Origin of the sequence: Pseudomonas sp. MWU13-2105, assembly GCF_023242315.1 — a bacterium.
Classification (GTDB): domain Bacteria; phylum Pseudomonadota; class Gammaproteobacteria; order Pseudomonadales; family Pseudomonadaceae; genus Aquipseudomonas.
The window spans coordinates 129,732-147,496 of the sequence record NZ_JALLIY010000007.1 but is presented as its reverse complement, the minus strand read 5'-3'; the positions used below and the strand labels follow the sequence as shown (position 1 = coordinate 147,496).

The following is a 17,765-nucleotide window of genomic DNA, read 5'->3' as shown; positions in this document are numbered from 1 at the left end:
CCGTGTTTCTGGCGTTATGCAGGTCAGCGAAATAACGCTATTTTCTACAACGGCACCGAACCTGTGGGAGCCTGGCTTGCCAGCGAAGCTTTTGCCGACCTCACGGGCCTCTTCGCGGGCAAGCCCTGCTCCTGCGGGGATAGTGTTCGGCCTTGACTGACGGGCATTGGACATGCCACGCGTCCGCAAGCGACCACAGTTACAGGCTCAACGCCCGGCGCGGGACTCACGGATGTAGAAGCGGGCTTTCTCGGCCTTGTTGGTACAGCCCTCATAGGCTTCGAACTGCTGCTGGGTCTTGGCCCCGGTCAACAGCGACAGCGCCTTGGAGTAGCTCACGGTTCCGGCAAAGCCTTCGGCCTTGGCCAGGTCCAGCTCATGCCAGGCGGCATCCAGCTGGGTACCACAACTGTCCCGGTAAGCGGTCTTGCCCGCGCAACCGGCCAACGCCAACGCAATCAATGGCACACAGATCCAGGCTTTCATCAATGACACCTCAGGGAAAATAAATACTTGTGCAGGTTAAGACGGCGCGCCGGACAAAAAGTGCCTTGGCCTTTCACTCAAGCTTAGCTAATCAAGATGACAATGGGTGGAGTCAATCCGATTCGACGGCAAAGAACTGCCGATGCCACGATTGTACCCGCCTCGCCGTAGGTGCATTGTTAGCAATAGCTTGCTCAAGGACTGACTCATGAAAAAACGTGTCGCGCTGGTGCTTGGCTCGGGAGGAGCCCGCGGTTATGCCCATATCGGGGTGATTGAGGAAATCGAACGACGCGGTTATGACATCGCCTGCATCGCCGGATGCTCCATGGGCGCGGTGGTCGGTGGCATCTATGCGGCTGGCAAGCTCGACGAATATCGCCGCTGGATCGAGAGCCTGGACTACCTGGATGTGCTGCGCCTGGTGGACGTGAGCTTTCGCCTCGGCGCGATTCGTGGCGAAAAGGTCTTCGGGCAGATCCGCAAGATCGTCGGCGAGGTCAATATCGAGGACTTGCGCATTCCCTACACCGCCGTCGCCACCGACCTCACCAACCAACAGGAAATCTGGTTCCAGGAAGGCTGCCTGCACCAGGCGATGCGCGCCTCGGCGGCGATTCCCAGCCTGTTCACCCCGGTCATGCAGGGCAACCGCATGCTGGTGGATGGCGGCATTCTCAATCCCTTGCCGATCGTACCGGTGGTTTCCAGCCACTGCGACCTGATCATCGCCGTCAACCTCAACGCCACCAACCAGAAACAGTACCAGTTGCCGGTGATCCAGCGTCCGCCGGCGTTCAAGAGCCGCTTCAACAACCTGCTCAGTTCCATGGGCTCGCGCTTGCCGTTCCGACGCAAACAGGCCGAGGAGCTGTTGCGCCTGGAACAGCAGACCCTTGCCAGCGACGCCGCCCAGGTGGGCAATCCCTGGCTCGACGGCCCGGAGCCGCAAGGCCAGCAACCGGCCGCCGCACCGCAGGGCAACGGCGCGCCGAAGTCCGCCACCGGCTCGTTCATCATCGACAATGTGGGACCGGCCTCGCTGCTGGACCTGATCAACCAGAGTTTCGAGGTGATGCAGACCTCGTTGGCGCAATACAAGATCGCCGGCTACCCGCCGGATATCCTGATCAACGTACCGAAGCGGGTATGCCGGTTCTTCGAGTTCTACAAGGCGCCGGAACTGATCGCCCTCGGACGGGAGATTGCCAGCGATACGCTGGATCGCTATGAGGAAGAAGGCCGTTAGGTCCCCCCTTTGTGGCGAGCGGGCAAGCCCGCTCGCCACAAGCTGACAACCTCTCAGGCCTGGTTATCCAATAGGCGGTAACCCACCCCCGCCTCGGTCACGATAAAGCGTGGCGCGGTGGGATCATCCGCCAGCTTCTGGCGCAGATGCCCGACCACGATCCGCAGGTAGTGACTGTCTTCGGTATGGGTCGGCCCCCAGATATCCTTGAGCAACTGCTGCTGGGTGATCACCCGCCCGGGATGCCGCGCCAACTGCGCCAGCACCGCATACTCCTTGCGGGTCAGCGAGACTTCCGCGCCATCGAGCAGCACCCGCCGGTAGGCCAGGTCGATGGTCAGCGGACCGAAGCTCAACGCCGCCTCCTGGGCCTCGCCGCTGGGCGCCTGGCGCAACAGGGCGCGGATCCGCGCGAGGAACTCCTGGATCCCGAACGGCTTGGTCACGTAGTCGTTGGCCCCGCCATCCAGCGCCTCGACCTTCTGCCCCTCGCCGGCGCGCACCGAGAGCACCAGCACCGGTGCCATGGACCACTCGCGAAACTCGCGCAGCACCTGTTGGCCGTCCATGTCCGGCAAGCCCAGGTCGAGCACCAGCAGGTCCGGCTTGTTCAACGCCGCGTGGGCCAAACCCTCGCCGCCGGTGCCGGCCTCCAGCACCTTGTAGCCCTGGGACACCAGGCTGATACGCAGGAACTTGCGAATCTGCGGTTCGTCGTCGATGACCAGGATGGTCGCGGTCTGGGTCATGGTCTTAACATCGTGGCAATCGGTAGCCAAAGCATATCAGGCTTCATTTTCAATGCCCGGTTGCTCCTGCAAAGGAAGGAACAGGGTGATACAGGTACCATGGCCGTCGATACCGTCGTCCACGCTGATATGCCCGCCGTGGGCGCCGACCATGCCCTGGCAGATCGCCAGCCCCAGGCCGGTGCCCTGTCCGCCGCGATCGCCGCGGGCAGCGGTGTAGAACATGTCGAAGATCTTGGGCCGTTCCTCCGGCGGAATCCCCGGTCCTTCGTCGCTGACGGAAAAGAACAGCTCCTTGTCGGTGGTACCGGCGCGCAGTTGCAGCCGGCCCTGGGGCGGTGAAAAGCGTGCGGCGTTTTCCATGACATTGATCAGCGCCTGCTCGATCAGCGCCGCGTGCACATAGAGCAACGGCAATTGCGCCGGCAACTCGGTGCTCACTTGCAAAGGCGCCAATACCGCCCGCAGCCGGTTCAGCGCACTGCCGATGATATCGGCCGGCGCAACCCAGTCGCGGGCCAGCTTGAGCGCACCGTGGCCCAAGCGGGTCATGTCCAGCAGGTTCTGGATATAGCGGTCCAGGCGCTCGGCTTCGTCGCGGGTGCCTTCCAGTAGTTCCTGGCGGTCGGCCAGGGGAATCGCCTCGCCCAACGCCAGCAGGCTGTCGATGCTGCCGCGCATGGAGGTCAGCGGGGTGCGCAGGTCGTGGGACACCGAGGCCAGCAAGGCACTGCGCAGTTGCTCGGTTTCACCGTGCAGGCGAGCGGCCTCGAGGTCGTCGGCCAACTGCGCCCGGGCCAGTGCCTGCGCCAGCGGCTGGCTGAGGGCGGTCAACAGGCGCCGCCGCTGCCCGCTCAAGGTCTGGCCATCCTTGGGCCGCACCCCCAGCAGCGCCAATGGCCCCTCCTCCACCGACAAGGGCCACCACCACCAACGCCCGAACGGCAAGGTTCCGGTGCCCATGCCCGCCGGCTGGTCGTGCTGCCAGGCCCAGTCGGCGGCGGCCCGCTCGGATTCGGAGAAGGTCTGCGGACCGCCGGTCTCGACTTTCCAGCCGCCCTGGCCGTCACGGTTGAGCAGGCACACTTGCAGTTCCTCCCAACCACTGAGGTGCTGGGAAGCGGCGCTGACCACCGCCTGGCGATCCGTGGCCGCCGTCAGCTTGCGCGACAGGTCGAGCAGTTCGCTGGTTTCTTCCTGGGTGTCGCGCAGAGCTTCCAGTTGCCGCCGCTGGCGGGCCGCGAGGTTACCGGTGAGCGCCGCCATCAGCAGGAAGAACAGCAGGGTCAGGACATCCTCCTCACGCTGGATGGCGAAGGAAAATTTCGGCGGGATAAACAGGAAGTCATAACTCAGGAACGACAGCACCGCACAGGCCAGCGACGGCCCCAGGCTGCTGCGCACCGCCACCAGCAAGACGGCGGCGAGGAACACCAGGGAGATATTCGGCAACGGCAGTATACTGGCCACGCCCCAGGCCAGGCCCGTGGCCAGGATCGTCGCCAGCAACGCCATCGCGTAGTCGAACCAGACCACCGCTTGCGGGGCGCGGGTACGCGTCACCTGTTGCTCTTCATCGCGGTCCAGTACGTTGATTTCCAAGCCGTGGGCGCTGCGCAACAAACGCGCCGCCAGGCCTCCGCCAACTAGTCGACGACGCCAGTTCTGCCGTGACTGCCCGACCAGCACCAGGCTGGCGCGGCGTTCGGCGGCATGCTGAACCAGGGTCTTGGCTACTTCACCAGCGCGCAGCAGCACCACTTCGCCGCCGAGGCGTTCGGCCAGTTGCTGGGCGCTTTGCAGGCGCAGCCGCGACTGCTCGTCGCGGACGCTGCCGTTATCCACATGCACCAGGCTCCAGGGCAGATGCCGGCGCTGGGCAACCCGGCTGGCATGCCGTACCAGGCGTTCGGCCTGGGCATCGCCGTCGACCCCGACCAGCAGGCGTCCGCGCAGGGCCGGCGCCGACTGGCCGAGGGTCCGGTAGCCAAGGGCGAGGTCGTTGTCGACCTGGGCCGCCGCCGTCTGCATGGCCAGCTCGCGCAGGGCGGTGAGATTGGTCTGGGTAAAAAAAGCATCGATGGCGGCGCGGGCCTGCTCCGGCACATAAACCTTGCCGTCGCGCAGGCGCTCCAGCAACTCGCGGGGTGGCAGGTCGATCAGCAGCAGCTCGTCGGCCTCCTGCAGGACCCAGTCCGGCAGGGTTTCACGGACCTGCACGCCGGTAATGCCGCGCACCTGGTCATTGAGACTTTCCAGATGCTGGACGTTGACCGTGGTGAATACGTCGATACCGGCGGCCAGCAACTCCTGGACATCCTGCCAGCGTTTGACGTGACGACTGTTGGGGGCGTTGCTGTGGGCCAGTTCATCGACCAACACCAGCTTGGGCTTGGCCTTGAGCAGGCCGTCGAGGTCCATTTCCTCAAGCAGGACGCCGCGATACTCCGAGCGCACCAGCGGCTGCTGCGGCAAACCGCTGAGCAGCGCCTCGGTTTCCGCGCGGCCGTGAGTCTCCACCACCCCGGCGAGGAGTTTCACCCCCTGGCGCAGTTGACTGTGGGCGGCCTGCAACATGGCGTAGGTCTTGCCGACGCCGGGCGAGGCGCCGAGGAACACCTTGAGCCGGCCACGACCGTCGCGGGGCAGTTCTGCTAGGAGCGCGTCGGCGCGACCGGAATCACTCATGTCATCGGTTCTCACTTATGAAGCTGACACCACCGCCCCTTGTCGGAGCAGAGCTTGTGTGGGAGCGGAGCTTGCCCGCGAAGCTTTTGGCGTCCTTGAGGGCCCCTTCGCGAGCAAGCTCTGCTCCTACAAGGTAATGGTGTTTATTTCGAAACTTCGGCCAAGGCCGCATTCAAGGCAAGCACATTGACCACCGGCGGGCCAATCAGGGGTTGCTCGATATGCATTTCAACCAGTCGCTCGACATCGGCCGTCGGCAGGTGGCGCGCTTGCGCCACCCGCGCCAGTTGATAGCGAATTGCCTCAGGAGGCAAGTGCGGATCGAGGCCGCTGGCCGAGGTGGTCAGCGACGCCAGGGGCACCGGGCCCTGGCCGGGTACCGCCTGCTTGGTCGCATCGTCGAAGATCCGCGTGGCCAGGGCCGGGTTGCTTGGGCTCAGGTTACTCGACGAACTCGACACGGTGGCGAAGGCCCCCGCCGAAGGCCGCGGGTGGAACCAGGTGTCACCAGTGAAATCCTGGGCAATCAGCGACGAACCCCGGACCTTGCCGTCGGCATCACGCACCAGGCTGCCATTGGCCTGTTCCGGGAAGGCCACCTGGGCCAAGCTGGTGACCACCAGGGGGTAGGCGACGCCGGTAATCAGGGTCATCAGGACCAACAGGCTCAAGGCCGGACGTATTACGCTGGACATGTTCAATTCCTCGAATTCAGGGGTACACAACCTGCAGGAGCCGGCTTGCCGGCGATGAGGCCAGTAAGCCTTGCATCGCCTGATCGGTCGCTATCGCCGGCAAGCCGGCTCCTACAGTTTTCATGCGCTTGCCAGAGATATCGCGGGCAAGCTCGCTACATCACACCAGGTGCAGCGCCGTCAGCAGCATGTCGATGGCCTTGATCCCCAGGAACGGCACCACGATCCCACCCAGCCCGTAGATCAGCAGGTTGCGCCGCAACAGATGCGCGGCGCTCGCCGCCTGTACCCGCACGCCACGCAGGGCCAGCGGGATCAGCACGACGATGATCAGGGCGTTGAACACGATCGCCGAGAGGATCGCGCTCTGCGGGCTGGTCAGGTGCATGACGTTGAGCACGCCCAGCTGTGGATAAATAGAGGCGAACAGGGCCGGCAGGATGGCGAAGTACTTGGCCACGTCGTTGGCAATCGAGAAGGTGGTCAGCGCCCCCCGCGTTACCAGCAATTCCTTGCCGATCTGCACCACGTCCAGCAGCTTGGTCGGGTCGCTGTCGAGGTCGACCATGTTCGCCGCCTCCCGCGCCGCCTGGGTGCCATCGTTCATCGCCATGCCCACGTCGGCCTGGGCCAGTGCCGGGGCGTCGTTGGCACCGTCACCGCACATCGCCACCAGACGACCGTCGTTCTGTTCCAGGCGAATCCGCGCCAGCTTCTTCTCCGGGGTGGCCTCGGCCAGGACATCGTCAACCCCCGCTTCCGCGGCGATCGCCGCGGCGGTCAGCGGGTTGTCGCCGGTCACCATCACGGTGCGGATACCCAGCTTGCGCAACTCGGCGAAGCGGTCACGGATGCCCGGCTTGACCACGTCCTTCAGGTGAATGGCCCCGAGCAGCCGGCCATCGGCGCAGACCAGCAAGGGCGTACCGCCGCTCTGGGCGATCCGGTCGACTTCACGGGACAGCACCGGCGACAGGTCGCTGCGCTTCTGGCCGACAAAGGCCAGCAACGAATCCACCGCGCCCTTGCGATACACCCGGCCCTGGTAATCGACACCCGACAGACGGGTTTCGGCACTGAACGGCACGGCGGTCAGTTCGCTCGCCGGCGGTTCTTGCTGTGGGTGCAGTTCGCGCAGGTACTCGACAATCGACTTGCCTTCGGCGGTGTCGTCCGCCAGCGAGGCCAGCAAGGCGCCTTCAGCCAGTTCCTTGGCGCTGACGCCAGGAGTGGCATAGACCGCCGTGCAACGACGGTTACCGAAGGTGATGGTGCCGGTCTTGTCCAGCAACAGCACGTGCACGTCGCCCGCCGCTTCCACCGCGCGGCCGGACTTGGCGATCACGTTCAGGCGCACCAGGCGGTCCATCCCGGCGATACCGATGGCCGAGAGCAGGCCGCCGATGGTGGTCGGAATCAGGGTCACCAGCAGTGCCACCAGGAACACCAGCGGCAGGCTGCCGCCGGAGAAGTGGGCGAACGGTTGCAGGGTCACCACCACCAGCAGGAAGATCAGGGTCAGGCCGATCAGCAGGATGTCCAGCGCCACTTCGTTGGGGGTCTTCTGGCGCTTGGCGCCTTCCACCAGGGCGATCATGCGATCCAGGGTCGACTCACCGGGGTTGGCGGTGATGCGCACGATCAACCAGTCGGAGACCAGCCGGGTATTGCCGGTGACCGCCGAACGGTCGCCGCCGGACTCGCGGATCACCGGGGCGGATTCGCCGGTAATCGCCGCTTCGTTGACCGCGGCGATCCCTTCGATCACCTCGCCGTCGCCGGGAATCATTTCCCCTGCGGACACCCGTACCACGTCGCCTTTGCGCAGGTTGGCGGCCGGAACCGACTCGAAGCTGCCATTGGCCTTGCGGCGATGGGCCACCAGCCCTTCGCTACCAGCTTTCAGGCTGTCGGCGCGGGCCTTGCCGCGACCTTCGGCCAAGGCCTCGGCAAAGTTGGCGAACAACACGGTGAACCACAGCCAGAGGGCGATCTGCGCGGCAATAAAGGTCGAAACCGTGTTGTCCGGCACAAAGCACAGGATGGTGGTCAGGATCGCCGTCAGTTCGACCACGAACATCACCGGCGCCCGTTGCAGCTGGCGCGGGTCAAGTTTGACAAAGGCCTGGACCAGGGCCGGACGCCAGAGGGCGGAGATCGCGGTCTTGGGCTGTTCCACCACAGCCGGTTTTGTTGCGGGTAGAGGCATATTCATCATCAAATCCTCAGAAGCCCATGCTCAAGTGTTCGGCAATCGGTCCCAACGCCAGCGTCGGCAGGAAGGTCAAGCCACCCACCAGCAGGATGGTCACCGTCAACAGCGTGACGAACAGCAGGCCATGGGTCGGAAAGCTGTTTTGGCCAATCGGCGCGGTCTTTTTCATCGCCAGGCTACCGGCCAGGGCCAGTACCGGGAGGATGTAGCCGAAGCGGCCGAGCAGCATGCTCAAGCTCATCATCAGGTTGTGGAACGTGGTGTTGGCGCTGAAACCGCCGAACGCCGAACCGTTGTTGGCCGAGGCCGAGGTGTAGGCGTAGAGCAACTGGCTGAAACCATGGGGTCCCGGGTTGCTGATCGCGGCGGCCGGCCCGGGCAGGCTGGCAGCCAGCGCGCCGAGCACAAGGGTGCCCACCGGCATCACCAGCAAGGTCACCACCAACAGTTGCACTTCCTTGGCCTGGAGCTTCTTGCCCAGGTATTCCGGAGTACGACCGATCATCAGGCCGGCGAGGAATACCGCGATCAGCACGTTCAGCAACATGCCGTAGAGGCCGGCGCCAACGCCGCCGAAGATCACCTCGCCGACCATCATGTTGACCAGCGCCACCATCCCGCTCAGCGGGTTGAGGCTGTCATGCATGGCATTGACCGAACCGTTCGAAGCCGCCGTGGTGGTCACCGCCCAGAGCACGCTGGCGGTGGTCCCGAAGCGGGCCTCCTTGCCTTCCAGCGGAGCGGTCTGCTCCACCAGCGGGTTGTGCAGCGCCGGGTTCGGCTGATACTCGGCATACAGCGAGACCGCGCCGCCGATCAACAGCAGGGCCAGCATGCAACCCATGATTGCCCGGCTCTGGCGCAGGTCCTTGACGTAATGCCCGAAGGTGAAGACCAGTGCCGCCGGAATCAGGATGATCGATACCAGTTCGATCAGGTCGCTCAGGGCGGTAGGGTTTTCGAACGGATGGGCCGAGTTGACGCCGAAGAAGCCGCCGCCGTTGGTGCCCAACTGCTTGATCGCGATCTGGCTGGCCGCCGGCCCCAGGGGAATGACCTGGTCGACGCCCTGCATCGTCACGGCATTGACGTAGTGCGCGAAGGTCTGCGGTACGCCCTGCCAGACAAGGAACAGCGCCATCACCAGGCACATCGGCAACAGGCCGTAGAGGGTGGCACGGGTCATGTCGACCCAGAAGTTGCCCAGGGTCGCCGCCGAGCGCCGAGCGATACCACGGCACAGCGCGACCAGCACGGCCAGGCCGGTGGCGGCGCTGAGAAAGTTCTGCACGGTCAGGCCGGCCATCTGGCTCAGGTAGCTCAGCGAGGCTTCACCGCTGTAGTTCTGCCAGTTGGTGTTGGTCATGAAACTGACGGCGGTATTGAACGACAGGGTCCACTCCAGGCCCGGCAGATTCTGCGGGTTGAGCGGCAAATACTGCTGGAACAGCAGGATCGTGAACAACAGCAGGAAGCCCGCGAAGTTGAAGGCGAGCAACGCCAGGGCGTATTTCTGCCAGCTCTGTTCGCTGCTGGCGTCCACCCCGGACAGGCGATAACAGGCCCGCTCCACTGGCCCGAACACCGGCGTCAGCCAGGTCCGCTGGCCTTCCATCACATTGTAATAAAACCGTCCCAATGCCGGTGCGGGCGCAAGCACCAGCACGAGAAACGCCAGGATCAGCAAATAGTCATAACTGTGCATACCTGCCGCTCCTAGTTCCGGTCCGCGCGCAACAGCGCGACCAGTAGATAAATGAACAGCGCCACAGCCAACAGCAGTGACACCCCGTCCAGAATGCTCATGGAATTTCCCCCTTGGTACGGCAACGGCCGTGTGTGGGGCTTATTGTCGTGAGGGAGGCCGTAAAGGAACGAGAGCGACGCCGGGGGCGATGCGTAAAGAAGGCGTAAAGAGTGCCTTTACGTAGGACTTACGCCCTAGAATCCGTACGGGTTCCAGGGTGATAGGCGGTTTGACGGAGAATGTCTGTATCATTCCAGATACACAACCGACAAGCGGCCAACATCCACCCCCTGTAGCTTCTTGCATGGCTACACTTGAAAGGGATTCCTGGCTTCGGGCCGGGTATCTATCCTGCAACAATTCGCGGTCGCCCTGCTCATCAGGCACTGGCTGCTTACCGGTAGATAATCGCACGCATGCAGAACACTCCCGCTCCTCTGGCTGATGTCAACAAATCGCTTCCAACGGGCGATGACAAGCGCTGGAATGTCCGCGCGCTGATCGTCGATGACGATATTCCCATCCGCGAACTGCTGATCGACTACCTGGCACGCTTCAGCATCCAGGCCACCGGGGTCACGGACGGCTCCGCCATGCGCCAGGCCTTGCAGTTGGAAACCTTCGACGTAGTGGTCCTCGACCTGATGCTTCCGGGTGAAGACGGCCTGTCGCTGTGTCGCTGGCTGCGCACCGAATCGGACATCCCGATCCTGATGCTCACCGCCCGTTGCGAACCCACCGACCGCATCATCGGCCTGGAACTGGGCGCCGACGACTACATGGCCAAGCCCTTCGAACCACGGGAACTGGTGGCGCGCATCCAGACCATCCTGCGCCGGGTGCGCGACGACCGTACCGAACAGCGAGCCAATATCCGCTTCGACAACTGGCGCCTGAACAGCGTGCTGCGCCAGCTGATCGCCGACGACGGGCTGGTGGTGCCGCTGTCCAACGCCGAGTTCCGGCTGCTCTGGGTCTTCATCGAACGCCCACGCCGGGTGCTCAGCCGCGAGCAGTTGCTCGACGCCGCTCGCGGTCGCTCCATCGAGGCCTTCGACCGTAGCATCGACCTGCTGGTCTCGCGCCTGCGCCAGAAACTCGGTGACGATCCGAAGTCGCCGCAACTGATCAAGACCGTACGGGGTGAAGGCTACCTGTTCGATGCGAGAGAAATCGGCTGATGCGCGCACGCCTCGACACGCTGTTCGGTCGCCTGTTCGGCGTGTCGCTGGTGGCGATCATCCTTGCCCATTTGCTCGCGTTTCTCTGGTTTCATCACTACGGCGGCCCTCCTCCGCCACCGCCACCTCCCGGCATGATGGAGAACTTCGACCCCAACCATCCGCCGCCACGTCCGCACCGCCCGCCCAGACCCTGGTTTGGTGGGCCGTTGGTGCCTCTGACGTTCCAGATGATTTCCCTGGTGATTGCCGCCTGGTACGGCGCCAAGCTGCTGTCCCGACCGATCCAGCGCCTGAGCGATGCCGCTACACGCTTGAGCGAAGACCTCAACAGCCCGCCGCTGGATGAAACGGGCCCGCGTGAGGCACGCCTGGCGGCCATCACCTTCAACCTGATGCAACAACGCATCCGCGAGCAGGTACAACAACGCGGGCGCATGCTCGGGGCCGTGTCCCACGACCTGCGCACGCCGCTGTCGCGCCTCAAGCTGCGCCTCGAACAGGTCGACGACATGAAACTCCAGGGCCAGATGCGCCAGGACCTGGACGACATGATCGGCATGCTCGACGCCACCCTCAGCTACCTGCATGAGCAGCGCACCAGCGAGGCGATGCAATGGATGGACGTCCAGGCCCTGGTCGAGTCGCTCTGCGAAAATGCCCAGGACCAGGGCTCACGGGTCCAGGCCAGCGGCCATTGCGCGCCGTTGCTGGTGCAGCCCATGGCCTTGCGTTCGTGCCTGAACAACCTGCTGGACAACGCCCTGCGCTACGCCGGCGATGCCCTGATCACCCTGGAAGACGGGCGCCGGCAACTGCTGATCCGGGTCATCGACCATGGCCCGGGGATTGCCGCGGAGAAACGCGAGGCGGTGTTCGAACCCTTCTTTCGCTTGGAAGGTTCGCGCAACCGCAACTCCGGCGGTGTCGGCCTGGGCATGACCATTGCCCGGGAAGCGGCCCAGCGCCTGGGTGGCGAGCTGACCCTGGAAGAAACCCCGGGCGGCGGCCTGACCGCCGTGGTCCGTCTACCCCGGGCCTGAGCGCTCTGTGTAACAACCGGTACAAAGCCCACATACCCTCGACACCTGAGCCTTGGAGGCTGCACAAGCCGGTGTACCGTCATCGGCTTTGCCAACACCTAGGGAGTGTGCACTTATGAGCACGATCAGTAGCGTCAGCAACTACTCGAGCTATACCGGTTACAACACCAGCAGCACGACGGCGACGCAACGCCAGCAACAGTTCCAGAAGCAGCTGCTCGCCAAGCTCGACACCAATGGCGACGGCTCCATCAGCAAGGACGAACTGAACGCCGCCCTGTCGCAGAACAGCGGCAGCAAAGTGCTCAATGACCTGAGCCAGAATTTCAGCACGCTGGACACCGACGGCAGCGGCACCATCAGCGCCACTGAACTGTCGGCGATGAAGCCGCACGGTCATGGCGGTGGCGACGGCAAACCCGATACCCAACTGGCCGACGCCCTGCTCAAGGCCCTGGACACCAATGGTGACGGTTCCGTCAGCAGCAGCGAACTGGCCGCCGGGCTGACCAATGCCGGCAGCAGCGCCGACAGCGCCTCGATGTTCAGCGCCCTGGACAGCGACAACAGCGGCAGCATCAGCAGCAGCGAGTTGGCTTCCGCCCTGTCCGGGATCCAGCCGCCACCACCGCCGCCACAAACGGTGTCCGCCACCGACCTGTTCAGCGAACTGGACAGCAATGGCGACGGCAGCATCAGCCAGGCCGAATTGACCAGCGCCTTGCAGGGCAGCTCGTCCAGCAGTTCGACCACAGGCACGACCAGCAGCACCAGCACCAGCGCCAGCCTCAACGCCACCACGTTGCTGCTCCAGGCCCTGGCCAGTGCCAGCGGTAGCAGCAACACCGGTAGCGGCTCGAGTACGGGTTCGGGCACCAACAGCCAGACCGCCCAGGAAAACATCGCCGAGGCTCTGAGTCGGTTGATGGTCAACCTCAAGAGCCAGACCGTGGCACAGAGCGGTAACGTCACTGCCGCCGCGGCCTGATCCAGCGTTTGAAAGAACGCCACGTAATCTGTAGGAGCCGGGCTTGGCGGGACGCCGCACAGCTGCGAATGGGCCTTCAAGACCGCTAAAGGCTTCGCGGGCAAGCCCTGCTCCTACAGGTTCGCTAGCGTCCGAACAGCCGATACGATGCTCAAGGGCCTCATCGCCGGCAAGCCGGCTCCCACAACACCGCGCTCCACCACAACACCTCAAGTCGCCGCAAAACCTCCAGGGCCAGCCCGCGCCCAAGGAACGTGTCGTGCCCTGGAATCAGGACTTCTCTTCGCGCCGCGACTGGCTGCCGCTCCAGTCGATCAACAGGCTGTAGGCCACCGCCAGCAAGGTCGGGCCGATAAACAGCCCGATAAAGCCGAAGGCGATCAAGCCGCCGAACACGCCCAGCAACACAATCACCAGCGGCAGGTTGCCGCCACGGCTGATCAGGTACGGCTTGAGCACGTTGTCCACGCCGCTGATGATGAACGTGCCCCAGACCCCGAGAAACACCGCCATCCCGTACTCGCCTTTCCAGGCCAGCCAGGCCGTGGCAGGAATCCAGATCAGCGGCGGCCCCATGGGAATCAGGCTGAGCAGAAAGGTCGCGATACCCAGCACCAATGCCCCCGGGATACCGGCGATGAGGAAACCGATCAGCGCCAGTACCGCCTGGGCCGCCGCCGTGCCGATCACACCGTTGACCACCCGCTGCACCGTGCCCGCCACCAGTTCCTGGTAGTAATCTGCACGCTCGCCGATCAGCCGCTCCAGCAGGCCGTGGATAAACGCCGCCAGCCGCGGACCATCACGGTAGAAAAAGAACACGAAGACGATACTCAGGGTCAGCTCGAGGATCCCGCCACCGATCTGCGCACTGCGCGCCAGCAGCCAGTTACCGACCTGCCCCAGATAAGGCTTGATCGCCACCAGCATGGCCGCGCCTTGTTGGTCGATGGTGTTCCAGGCCCCCACCAGGCGTTCGCCGACGATCGGCACGCTACCCAGCCAGGCCGGAGCCGCGGGCAGCCCGTCAACCTGGACATCCTTGATAAAGGTCACCGCATCACGCACATGATCCGCCAGGTTGAGCCCCAGCCAGACCAGGGGCACGGCCACCAGCAACATCCAGCCCAGGGTCAGCAGCCCGGCCGCGAGGGATTCGCGGTGACCGAGCGCGCGGGTCAGCAGGCGCATCAGCGGCCAACTGGCAAACGCCAGCACGGCGCCCCAGAACAGCGCCGACCAGAATGGTGCCAGCACCCACAAGGTGGCACCGAACAGCACCAGGAGCAGTATCTGCACCAGCAGACGATCATTATTGGGCATGGGTATTCCAGACAAAGAGCGGCAATGAAAGCGTAGGCGAAGCCAGGCTCGGGCGTTGACCGACAGACGATCCGGGTTCAGCCGTAAACGCGCATGATCGTCTCTCGGGGGGCTTTCGTACAGCCTCTAGCGCAGCAATTCGATGTGCAAACCATTGGAAGCGGCGCTGCCCACCTCCAGCCGCGCGGCCCTCACACCCTGGGCCATCAGCGCCTGGCGCCAGGCCTCGGCGGCGGTCCCCGAAAGGCTGACCCGCGAGGTCGTGTCCAGGTTCAGGCCGCGGGAAATCAGGGTGACCCAGGTGTCCTGGGGCGCACCGGCCAATTTCGGGAAGTCGAGCTTGCCGGTGTCGCGCAGTTCCCGCAGCAAGGTCGCCGAGGTGGGCAGCAATTCGCCCAGCGGCGAAGCGGAGGCGAACTGCTCCACATGCAGGTAGGCGCGGCGGTTGCCACGGGTGATGCTGTACAGGGCGACCAGCGAATTATCCGCCGGGGCCGCCAGTCGCAGCAGCAGGTAGGCCTGCTGATCGTCGGCACCGGATAAAGTGGAGTTGCCGAACACTTCATTGGCCCACAGGCTGTTTTCCCCGCAATCGCGGGCCTGGCACCAGAACAGCAACTGCGCGCCCTCCTTTTGCAAGGCTTCGCGCGCCGCGGTGAAGGCTTCGTCGGCACCGTGTTCGGGGGGCAACTCGTAGGTCACCGAAGTCATCTGCCCACGGGCACTGACCTGGGCATCGGTGCGCAGGCGGTTGCTGATCTTGCGGATCGCGCTCTGTGGATAAATCCGCTCCAGTTCGGCCGGGGCCCGATAGTCGACGATCTGCGCGTCAGCCAGGCGCGGTACCAGCGCCAGGTCGTGGCTGCCCGGTACATCGGCGGCGAACAGTGGTGAACTGCAACAAGCCAGGCCAATGGCACAGGCCAGGGCTGTGGATAACTTCATCATCGGATAGACAGGGCCTGAACGGTAAGCGCGATAACCGGAACAGGGCGTGCCGGAACAGGACGACTCAAGGTCGTGTGGAGGTCGAGGTCTGGCATGGTTGTCTCCCTTTCAACCCGCCCAGCCTCGACAGTTGCAGACAACAAGTCAAGGCATGGAGAAAAAGCGATTGAAACAGTCTGCAACAAGGATCGCGCCGGCCTCGTCGTTCAGGTGCAGATGGTGCCCACCCGGCAGGCGTTCCAGACTGAAGGGTAGACGATCGAGCAGGTCCTTGTGCTGGGCCAGGATGCCTTGCTCGGCCACCACCAGTTGGGCCGGGCAGGCGACCCGCCGGATAAAGGCCATGGCTTGCTCCTCGGTCAGGCGCAACGGCGACGGTAGGGTCAGGCGGTTGTCGCTGCGCCAGGTGTAGCCACCCGGCACCGGCATCAGGCCGCGCTGCGCCAGCAGTTCGGCGGCTTCGCGGCTGACCGCCACCAGGCCTTTCATGCGCGCCTCGATGGCCCGGTCGAGGGTCGCGTGCACCGACTTGCGCTTGTCCTGCAACTCAAGCTGCGCCTGCAAGGCCATGCCCAGGCGCTCGGCGGCGTTTTCACCACTGCCGGTGGGTGGAATCACACCGTCGATCAGGGCCAGGCGCGTCACCCGCTCCGGCAGGGCACCGGCCAGCACGATGGAGACAATCGCGCCCAGCGAATGCCCCAACAGGCTGAAGCGCTTCCAGCCCAACTGCTTGGCGACCTGCAAGACGTCGTAGACGTAGTCCCACAGGGCATACCCCGCGCCCACCGGTCGATGCCCGGAATGCCCGTGCCCGGCCATGTCCAGGGCGACGATGCGCAGGCCGTGGAGCTTCGGCGCCAGGCGCGCGAAACTGTTGGCGTTGTCCAGCCAGCCGTGCAACGCAATCACCGGCTGCCCGTCCTCGGGGCCGAACAGATGGGCCGCCAACTCGATATGCGGCAAGCTCAGGCGCACCTCTTCAACGGCATGGCTCATGCGCAACGTCCCTGCCCGGCCTGGCGTTCCCAGCGGGCGAAAATATCCTTGAGCAAGCGCGCGGTGTCCTGCGGACGCTCCAGGGGAAACATATGGCCGCCGGGCATGCTCAGGGACTCGCCATGGGGCAGGCGACCGACACTGCGGGTGTGATGGGGCATGACCACACGACTCTGCTGGCCGCGGACCACCGCCAGCGGCACCTTCAAATGCCGGGCCAAGCCCGGGCTGGTATGCGGGACGCCACGATAGATGCTGATTTCCGTGGCCGGATCGAAACTCAGGCGCAGGCGGTCACCGTCCTGGCGCAGACCGTGTTGCAGATAGGCATCGAAACACTCCGGATCGAAACCGCGAAACAGGGTCTTGCCGGCAAAGTAGCGGCGCGCGGATTCGAGATCGGCAAATTCCTCCCGGCGCCCCAGGGTCCGACCGGCCGGCGTCAGGCGATCAATAAAGCCCAGGTGTTTGGCCGCGCGGATCACCCACTGGTCGGCGCGGGTCAGCACCGGCGAGTCGAGCATCACCACGCCCTTGTAGAGCTGCGGACAACGCAGGGCCGCATGCAGGTGCAGGACACCGCCGAGGGAATGGCCGACGCCCCAGACCGGTTCGGGCTGTTGTTCCAGGTGGTGGATCAGTTCGTCGACCAGGTTGTGCCAGTTATCGTCCGCCGGGAAACGCGGGTCGTGGGCATGCTGTTGCAGATGCGCCACCTGATACTCCGGCGCCAGCGCGGCGAACAATTTGCCGTAGGTGCCCGAGGGAAAACCGTTGGCGTGGGCGAAGAACACGGGCTGCGACATACCGGGAGCATCTCGAAAAAGACAGGTGTCCATTGTCGGCACGCGCGGGCCCGACAGCAATGACCGTAACTGCCAGGAATGATGACAGTCCGGCCATGGCTATGCTCCGACTCAGTTCGCCGGCGCTGCTTGCCCCAGCGGCACCACGGCCATGGTCAGGCGCGACACGCAACTGGCCTTGCCTTCGTCGCTGCTCAGGCGGATGTCCCAGACATGGGTGGTACGGCCGATATGGATGGCCTTGGCCACCGCCGTGACCCGCCCGCTGCGCAGGCCGCGCAGGTGGTTGGCGTTGACTTCCAGGCCGACGCAATAGAATTTGCTCGCGTCGATGCACAGGTAACTGGCCATGGAGCCGACGCTTTCGGCCAGCACCACCGAGGCACCGCCGTGCAGCAGGCCGTAGGGTTGATGAGTACGATGATCGATGACCATGCTGGCGGTCAGCGAGTCGTCATCAAAGGCTTCGAAACGAATATCCAGCAATTCGCCGATGGTATTTTTCTGCGAGGCATTGAGTTGTTCGAGATTCGGTACGGTGCGCCACAAAGCCATTGTTGATTCCCCTATTGTGGTTATTCATCGTTGCGGCGGCCATCCCCTCGAACCGTGCTCGCCTCAAGCACCACACGGCCAAGGCCCGACCAA

General features: G+C 64.3%; 16 protein-coding genes. 4 read left to right on the top strand and 12 right to left on the bottom strand.

Annotated features, from left to right (window positions below; all coding sequences use genetic code 11):
- Positions 1 to 207 precede the first annotated feature (207 nt).
- The gene (locus tag M5B96_RS12150; RefSeq protein ID WP_248796929.1) at positions 208 to 486 is read right to left on the bottom strand and encodes a hypothetical protein; all 279 of its coding nucleotides are present in this window, start codon (positions 484 to 486) and stop codon (positions 208 to 210) included.
- 208 nt (positions 487 to 694) lie between these two features.
- Here M5B96_RS12150 and M5B96_RS12145 point away from each other — a divergent pair, with 208 nt between their 5' ends.
- Entirely contained in the window at positions 695 to 1,735 is a 1,041-nt protein-coding gene (locus M5B96_RS12145) for a patatin-like phospholipase family protein (RefSeq protein WP_248796928.1), read from the top strand.
- Between the two features lie 53 nt (positions 1,736 to 1,788).
- Here M5B96_RS12145 and M5B96_RS12140 read toward each other — a convergent pair whose 3' ends face one another.
- The 6 genes from M5B96_RS12140 to kdpF all read right to left on the bottom strand — a co-directional run bounded on the left by M5B96_RS12140 (position 1,789) and on the right by kdpF (position 9,888).
- Positions 1,789 to 2,484 carry a response regulator gene (locus tag M5B96_RS12140; RefSeq protein ID WP_248796927.1) on the bottom strand — a complete coding sequence of 232 codons (696 nt, stop codon included), beginning with the start codon at positions 2,482 to 2,484 and terminating at the stop codon, positions 1,789 to 1,791.
- Positions 2,485 to 2,520: 36 nt separating this feature from the next.
- Complete coding sequence (locus M5B96_RS12135) at positions 2,521 to 5,172, bottom strand: sensor histidine kinase (protein WP_248796926.1); 2,652 nt, start codon at positions 5,170 to 5,172, stop codon at positions 2,521 to 2,523.
- Positions 5,173 to 5,315: 143 nt separating this feature from the next.
- Positions 5,316 to 5,867, bottom strand: a complete 552-nt coding sequence (kdpC, locus tag M5B96_RS12130; RefSeq protein WP_248796925.1) for a potassium-transporting ATPase subunit KdpC — start codon at positions 5,865 to 5,867, stop codon at positions 5,316 to 5,318.
- Positions 5,868 to 6,027: 160 nt separating this feature from the next.
- Entirely contained in the window at positions 6,028 to 8,076 is a 2,049-nt protein-coding gene (gene kdpB / locus M5B96_RS12125; protein WP_412548603.1) for a potassium-transporting ATPase subunit KdpB, read from the bottom strand.
- Between the two features lie 16 nt (positions 8,077 to 8,092).
- Positions 8,093 to 9,787 carry a potassium-transporting ATPase subunit KdpA gene (gene kdpA, locus M5B96_RS12120; protein WP_248796923.1) on the bottom strand — a complete coding sequence of 565 codons (1,695 nt, stop codon included), beginning with the start codon at positions 9,785 to 9,787 and terminating at the stop codon, positions 8,093 to 8,095.
- Between the two features lie 11 nt (positions 9,788 to 9,798).
- On the bottom strand, positions 9,799 to 9,888 hold the full coding sequence (gene kdpF / locus M5B96_RS12115; RefSeq protein WP_017128001.1) for a K(+)-transporting ATPase subunit F: 90 nt from the start codon (positions 9,886 to 9,888) through the stop codon (positions 9,799 to 9,801).
- A gap of 357 nt (positions 9,889 to 10,245) precedes the next feature.
- On the opposite strand from kdpF, the gene M5B96_RS12110 reads away from it, so the two are divergent.
- From M5B96_RS12110 to xopAW, 3 genes are all read left to right on the top strand, one after another.
- Entirely contained in the window at positions 10,246 to 11,010 is a 765-nt protein-coding gene (locus M5B96_RS12110; RefSeq protein ID WP_248796922.1) for a response regulator, read from the top strand.
- Positions 11,010 to 12,053: a sensor histidine kinase gene (locus tag M5B96_RS12105; RefSeq protein ID WP_248796921.1), complete on the top strand. Its 1,044-nt coding sequence runs from the start codon at positions 11,010 to 11,012 to the stop codon at positions 12,051 to 12,053. The genes M5B96_RS12110 and M5B96_RS12105 overlap by 1 nt, the downstream gene beginning before the upstream one ends.
- Before the next feature lie 115 nt (positions 12,054 to 12,168).
- Positions 12,169 to 13,041: an EF-hand domain-containing protein gene (xopAW, locus tag M5B96_RS32530; protein ID WP_263859539.1), complete on the top strand. Its 873-nt coding sequence runs from the start codon at positions 12,169 to 12,171 to the stop codon at positions 13,039 to 13,041.
- 270 nt (positions 13,042 to 13,311) lie between these two features.
- Here the strand turns inward: xopAW and M5B96_RS12095 are convergent, their stop codons facing one another.
- The 5 genes from M5B96_RS12095 to M5B96_RS12075 all read right to left on the bottom strand — a co-directional run bounded on the left by M5B96_RS12095 (position 13,312) and on the right by M5B96_RS12075 (position 17,672).
- The gene (locus M5B96_RS12095; RefSeq protein WP_248796920.1) at positions 13,312 to 14,364 is read right to left on the bottom strand and encodes an AI-2E family transporter; all 1,053 of its coding nucleotides are present in this window, start codon (positions 14,362 to 14,364) and stop codon (positions 13,312 to 13,314) included.
- 126 nt (positions 14,365 to 14,490) lie between these two features.
- Positions 14,491 to 15,309: a DUF4892 domain-containing protein gene (locus M5B96_RS12090; protein WP_248797077.1), complete on the bottom strand. Its 819-nt coding sequence runs from the start codon at positions 15,307 to 15,309 to the stop codon at positions 14,491 to 14,493.
- A gap of 147 nt (positions 15,310 to 15,456) precedes the next feature.
- Positions 15,457 to 16,311, bottom strand: coding sequence for an alpha/beta hydrolase (locus M5B96_RS12085; RefSeq protein ID WP_248796919.1), 855 nt, complete (start codon positions 16,309 to 16,311; stop codon positions 15,457 to 15,459).
- The gene (locus M5B96_RS12080) at positions 16,308 to 17,117 is read right to left on the bottom strand and encodes an alpha/beta fold hydrolase (protein WP_248796918.1); all 810 of its coding nucleotides are present in this window, start codon (positions 17,115 to 17,117) and stop codon (positions 16,308 to 16,310) included. The genes M5B96_RS12085 and M5B96_RS12080 overlap by 4 nt, the downstream gene beginning before the upstream one ends.
- 111 nt (positions 17,118 to 17,228) lie before the next feature.
- A complete protein-coding gene (locus M5B96_RS12075) occupies positions 17,229 to 17,672 on the bottom strand; it encodes a hotdog fold thioesterase (RefSeq protein WP_248796917.1) in 444 nt (147 codons plus the stop codon).
- Positions 17,673 to 17,765: the final 93 nt, after the last annotated feature.

What these genes read in the sequence shown, in the direction of transcription:
- M5B96_RS12105 (WP_248796921.1), top strand. Translation starts at nt 11,010, where the DNA reads ATGCGCGCACGCCTCGACACGCTGTTCGGTCGCCTGTTCGGCGTGTCG.
- M5B96_RS12150 (WP_248796929.1), bottom strand. Translation starts at nt 486, where the DNA reads ATGAAAGCCTGGATCTGTGTGCCATTGATTGCGTTGGCGTTGGCCGGT.
- kdpF (WP_017128001.1), bottom strand. Translation starts at nt 9,888, where the DNA reads ATGAGCATTCTGGACGGGGTGTCACTGCTGTTGGCTGTGGCGCTGTTC.
- M5B96_RS12145 (WP_248796928.1), top strand. Translation starts at nt 695, where the DNA reads ATGAAAAAACGTGTCGCGCTGGTGCTTGGCTCGGGAGGAGCCCGCGGT.
- M5B96_RS12110 (WP_248796922.1), top strand. Translation starts at nt 10,246, where the DNA reads ATGCAGAACACTCCCGCTCCTCTGGCTGATGTCAACAAATCGCTTCCA.
- M5B96_RS12085 (WP_248796919.1), bottom strand. Translation starts at nt 16,311, where the DNA reads ATGAGCCATGCCGTTGAAGAGGTGCGCCTGAGCTTGCCGCATATCGAG.
- M5B96_RS12135 (WP_248796926.1), bottom strand. Translation starts at nt 5,172, where the DNA reads ATGAGTGATTCCGGTCGCGCCGACGCGCTCCTAGCAGAACTGCCCCGC.
- M5B96_RS12140 (WP_248796927.1), bottom strand. Translation starts at nt 2,484, where the DNA reads ATGACCCAGACCGCGACCATCCTGGTCATCGACGACGAACCGCAGATT.
- M5B96_RS12075 (WP_248796917.1), bottom strand. Translation starts at nt 17,672, where the DNA reads ATGGCTTTGTGGCGCACCGTACCGAATCTCGAACAACTCAATGCCTCG.
- kdpA (WP_248796923.1), bottom strand. Translation starts at nt 9,787, where the DNA reads ATGCACAGTTATGACTATTTGCTGATCCTGGCGTTTCTCGTGCTGGTG.
- xopAW (WP_263859539.1), top strand. Translation starts at nt 12,169, where the DNA reads ATGAGCACGATCAGTAGCGTCAGCAACTACTCGAGCTATACCGGTTAC.
- kdpB (WP_412548603.1), bottom strand. Translation starts at nt 8,076, where the DNA reads ATGCCTCTACCCGCAACAAAACCGGCTGTGGTGGAACAGCCCAAGACC.
- M5B96_RS12080 (WP_248796918.1), bottom strand. Translation starts at nt 17,117, where the DNA reads ATGTCGCAGCCCGTGTTCTTCGCCCACGCCAACGGTTTTCCCTCGGGC.
- kdpC (WP_248796925.1), bottom strand. Translation starts at nt 5,867, where the DNA reads ATGTCCAGCGTAATACGTCCGGCCTTGAGCCTGTTGGTCCTGATGACC.
- M5B96_RS12095 (WP_248796920.1), bottom strand. Translation starts at nt 14,364, where the DNA reads ATGCCCAATAATGATCGTCTGCTGGTGCAGATACTGCTCCTGGTGCTG.
- M5B96_RS12090 (WP_248797077.1), bottom strand. Translation starts at nt 15,309, where the DNA reads ATGAAGTTATCCACAGCCCTGGCCTGTGCCATTGGCCTGGCTTGTTGC.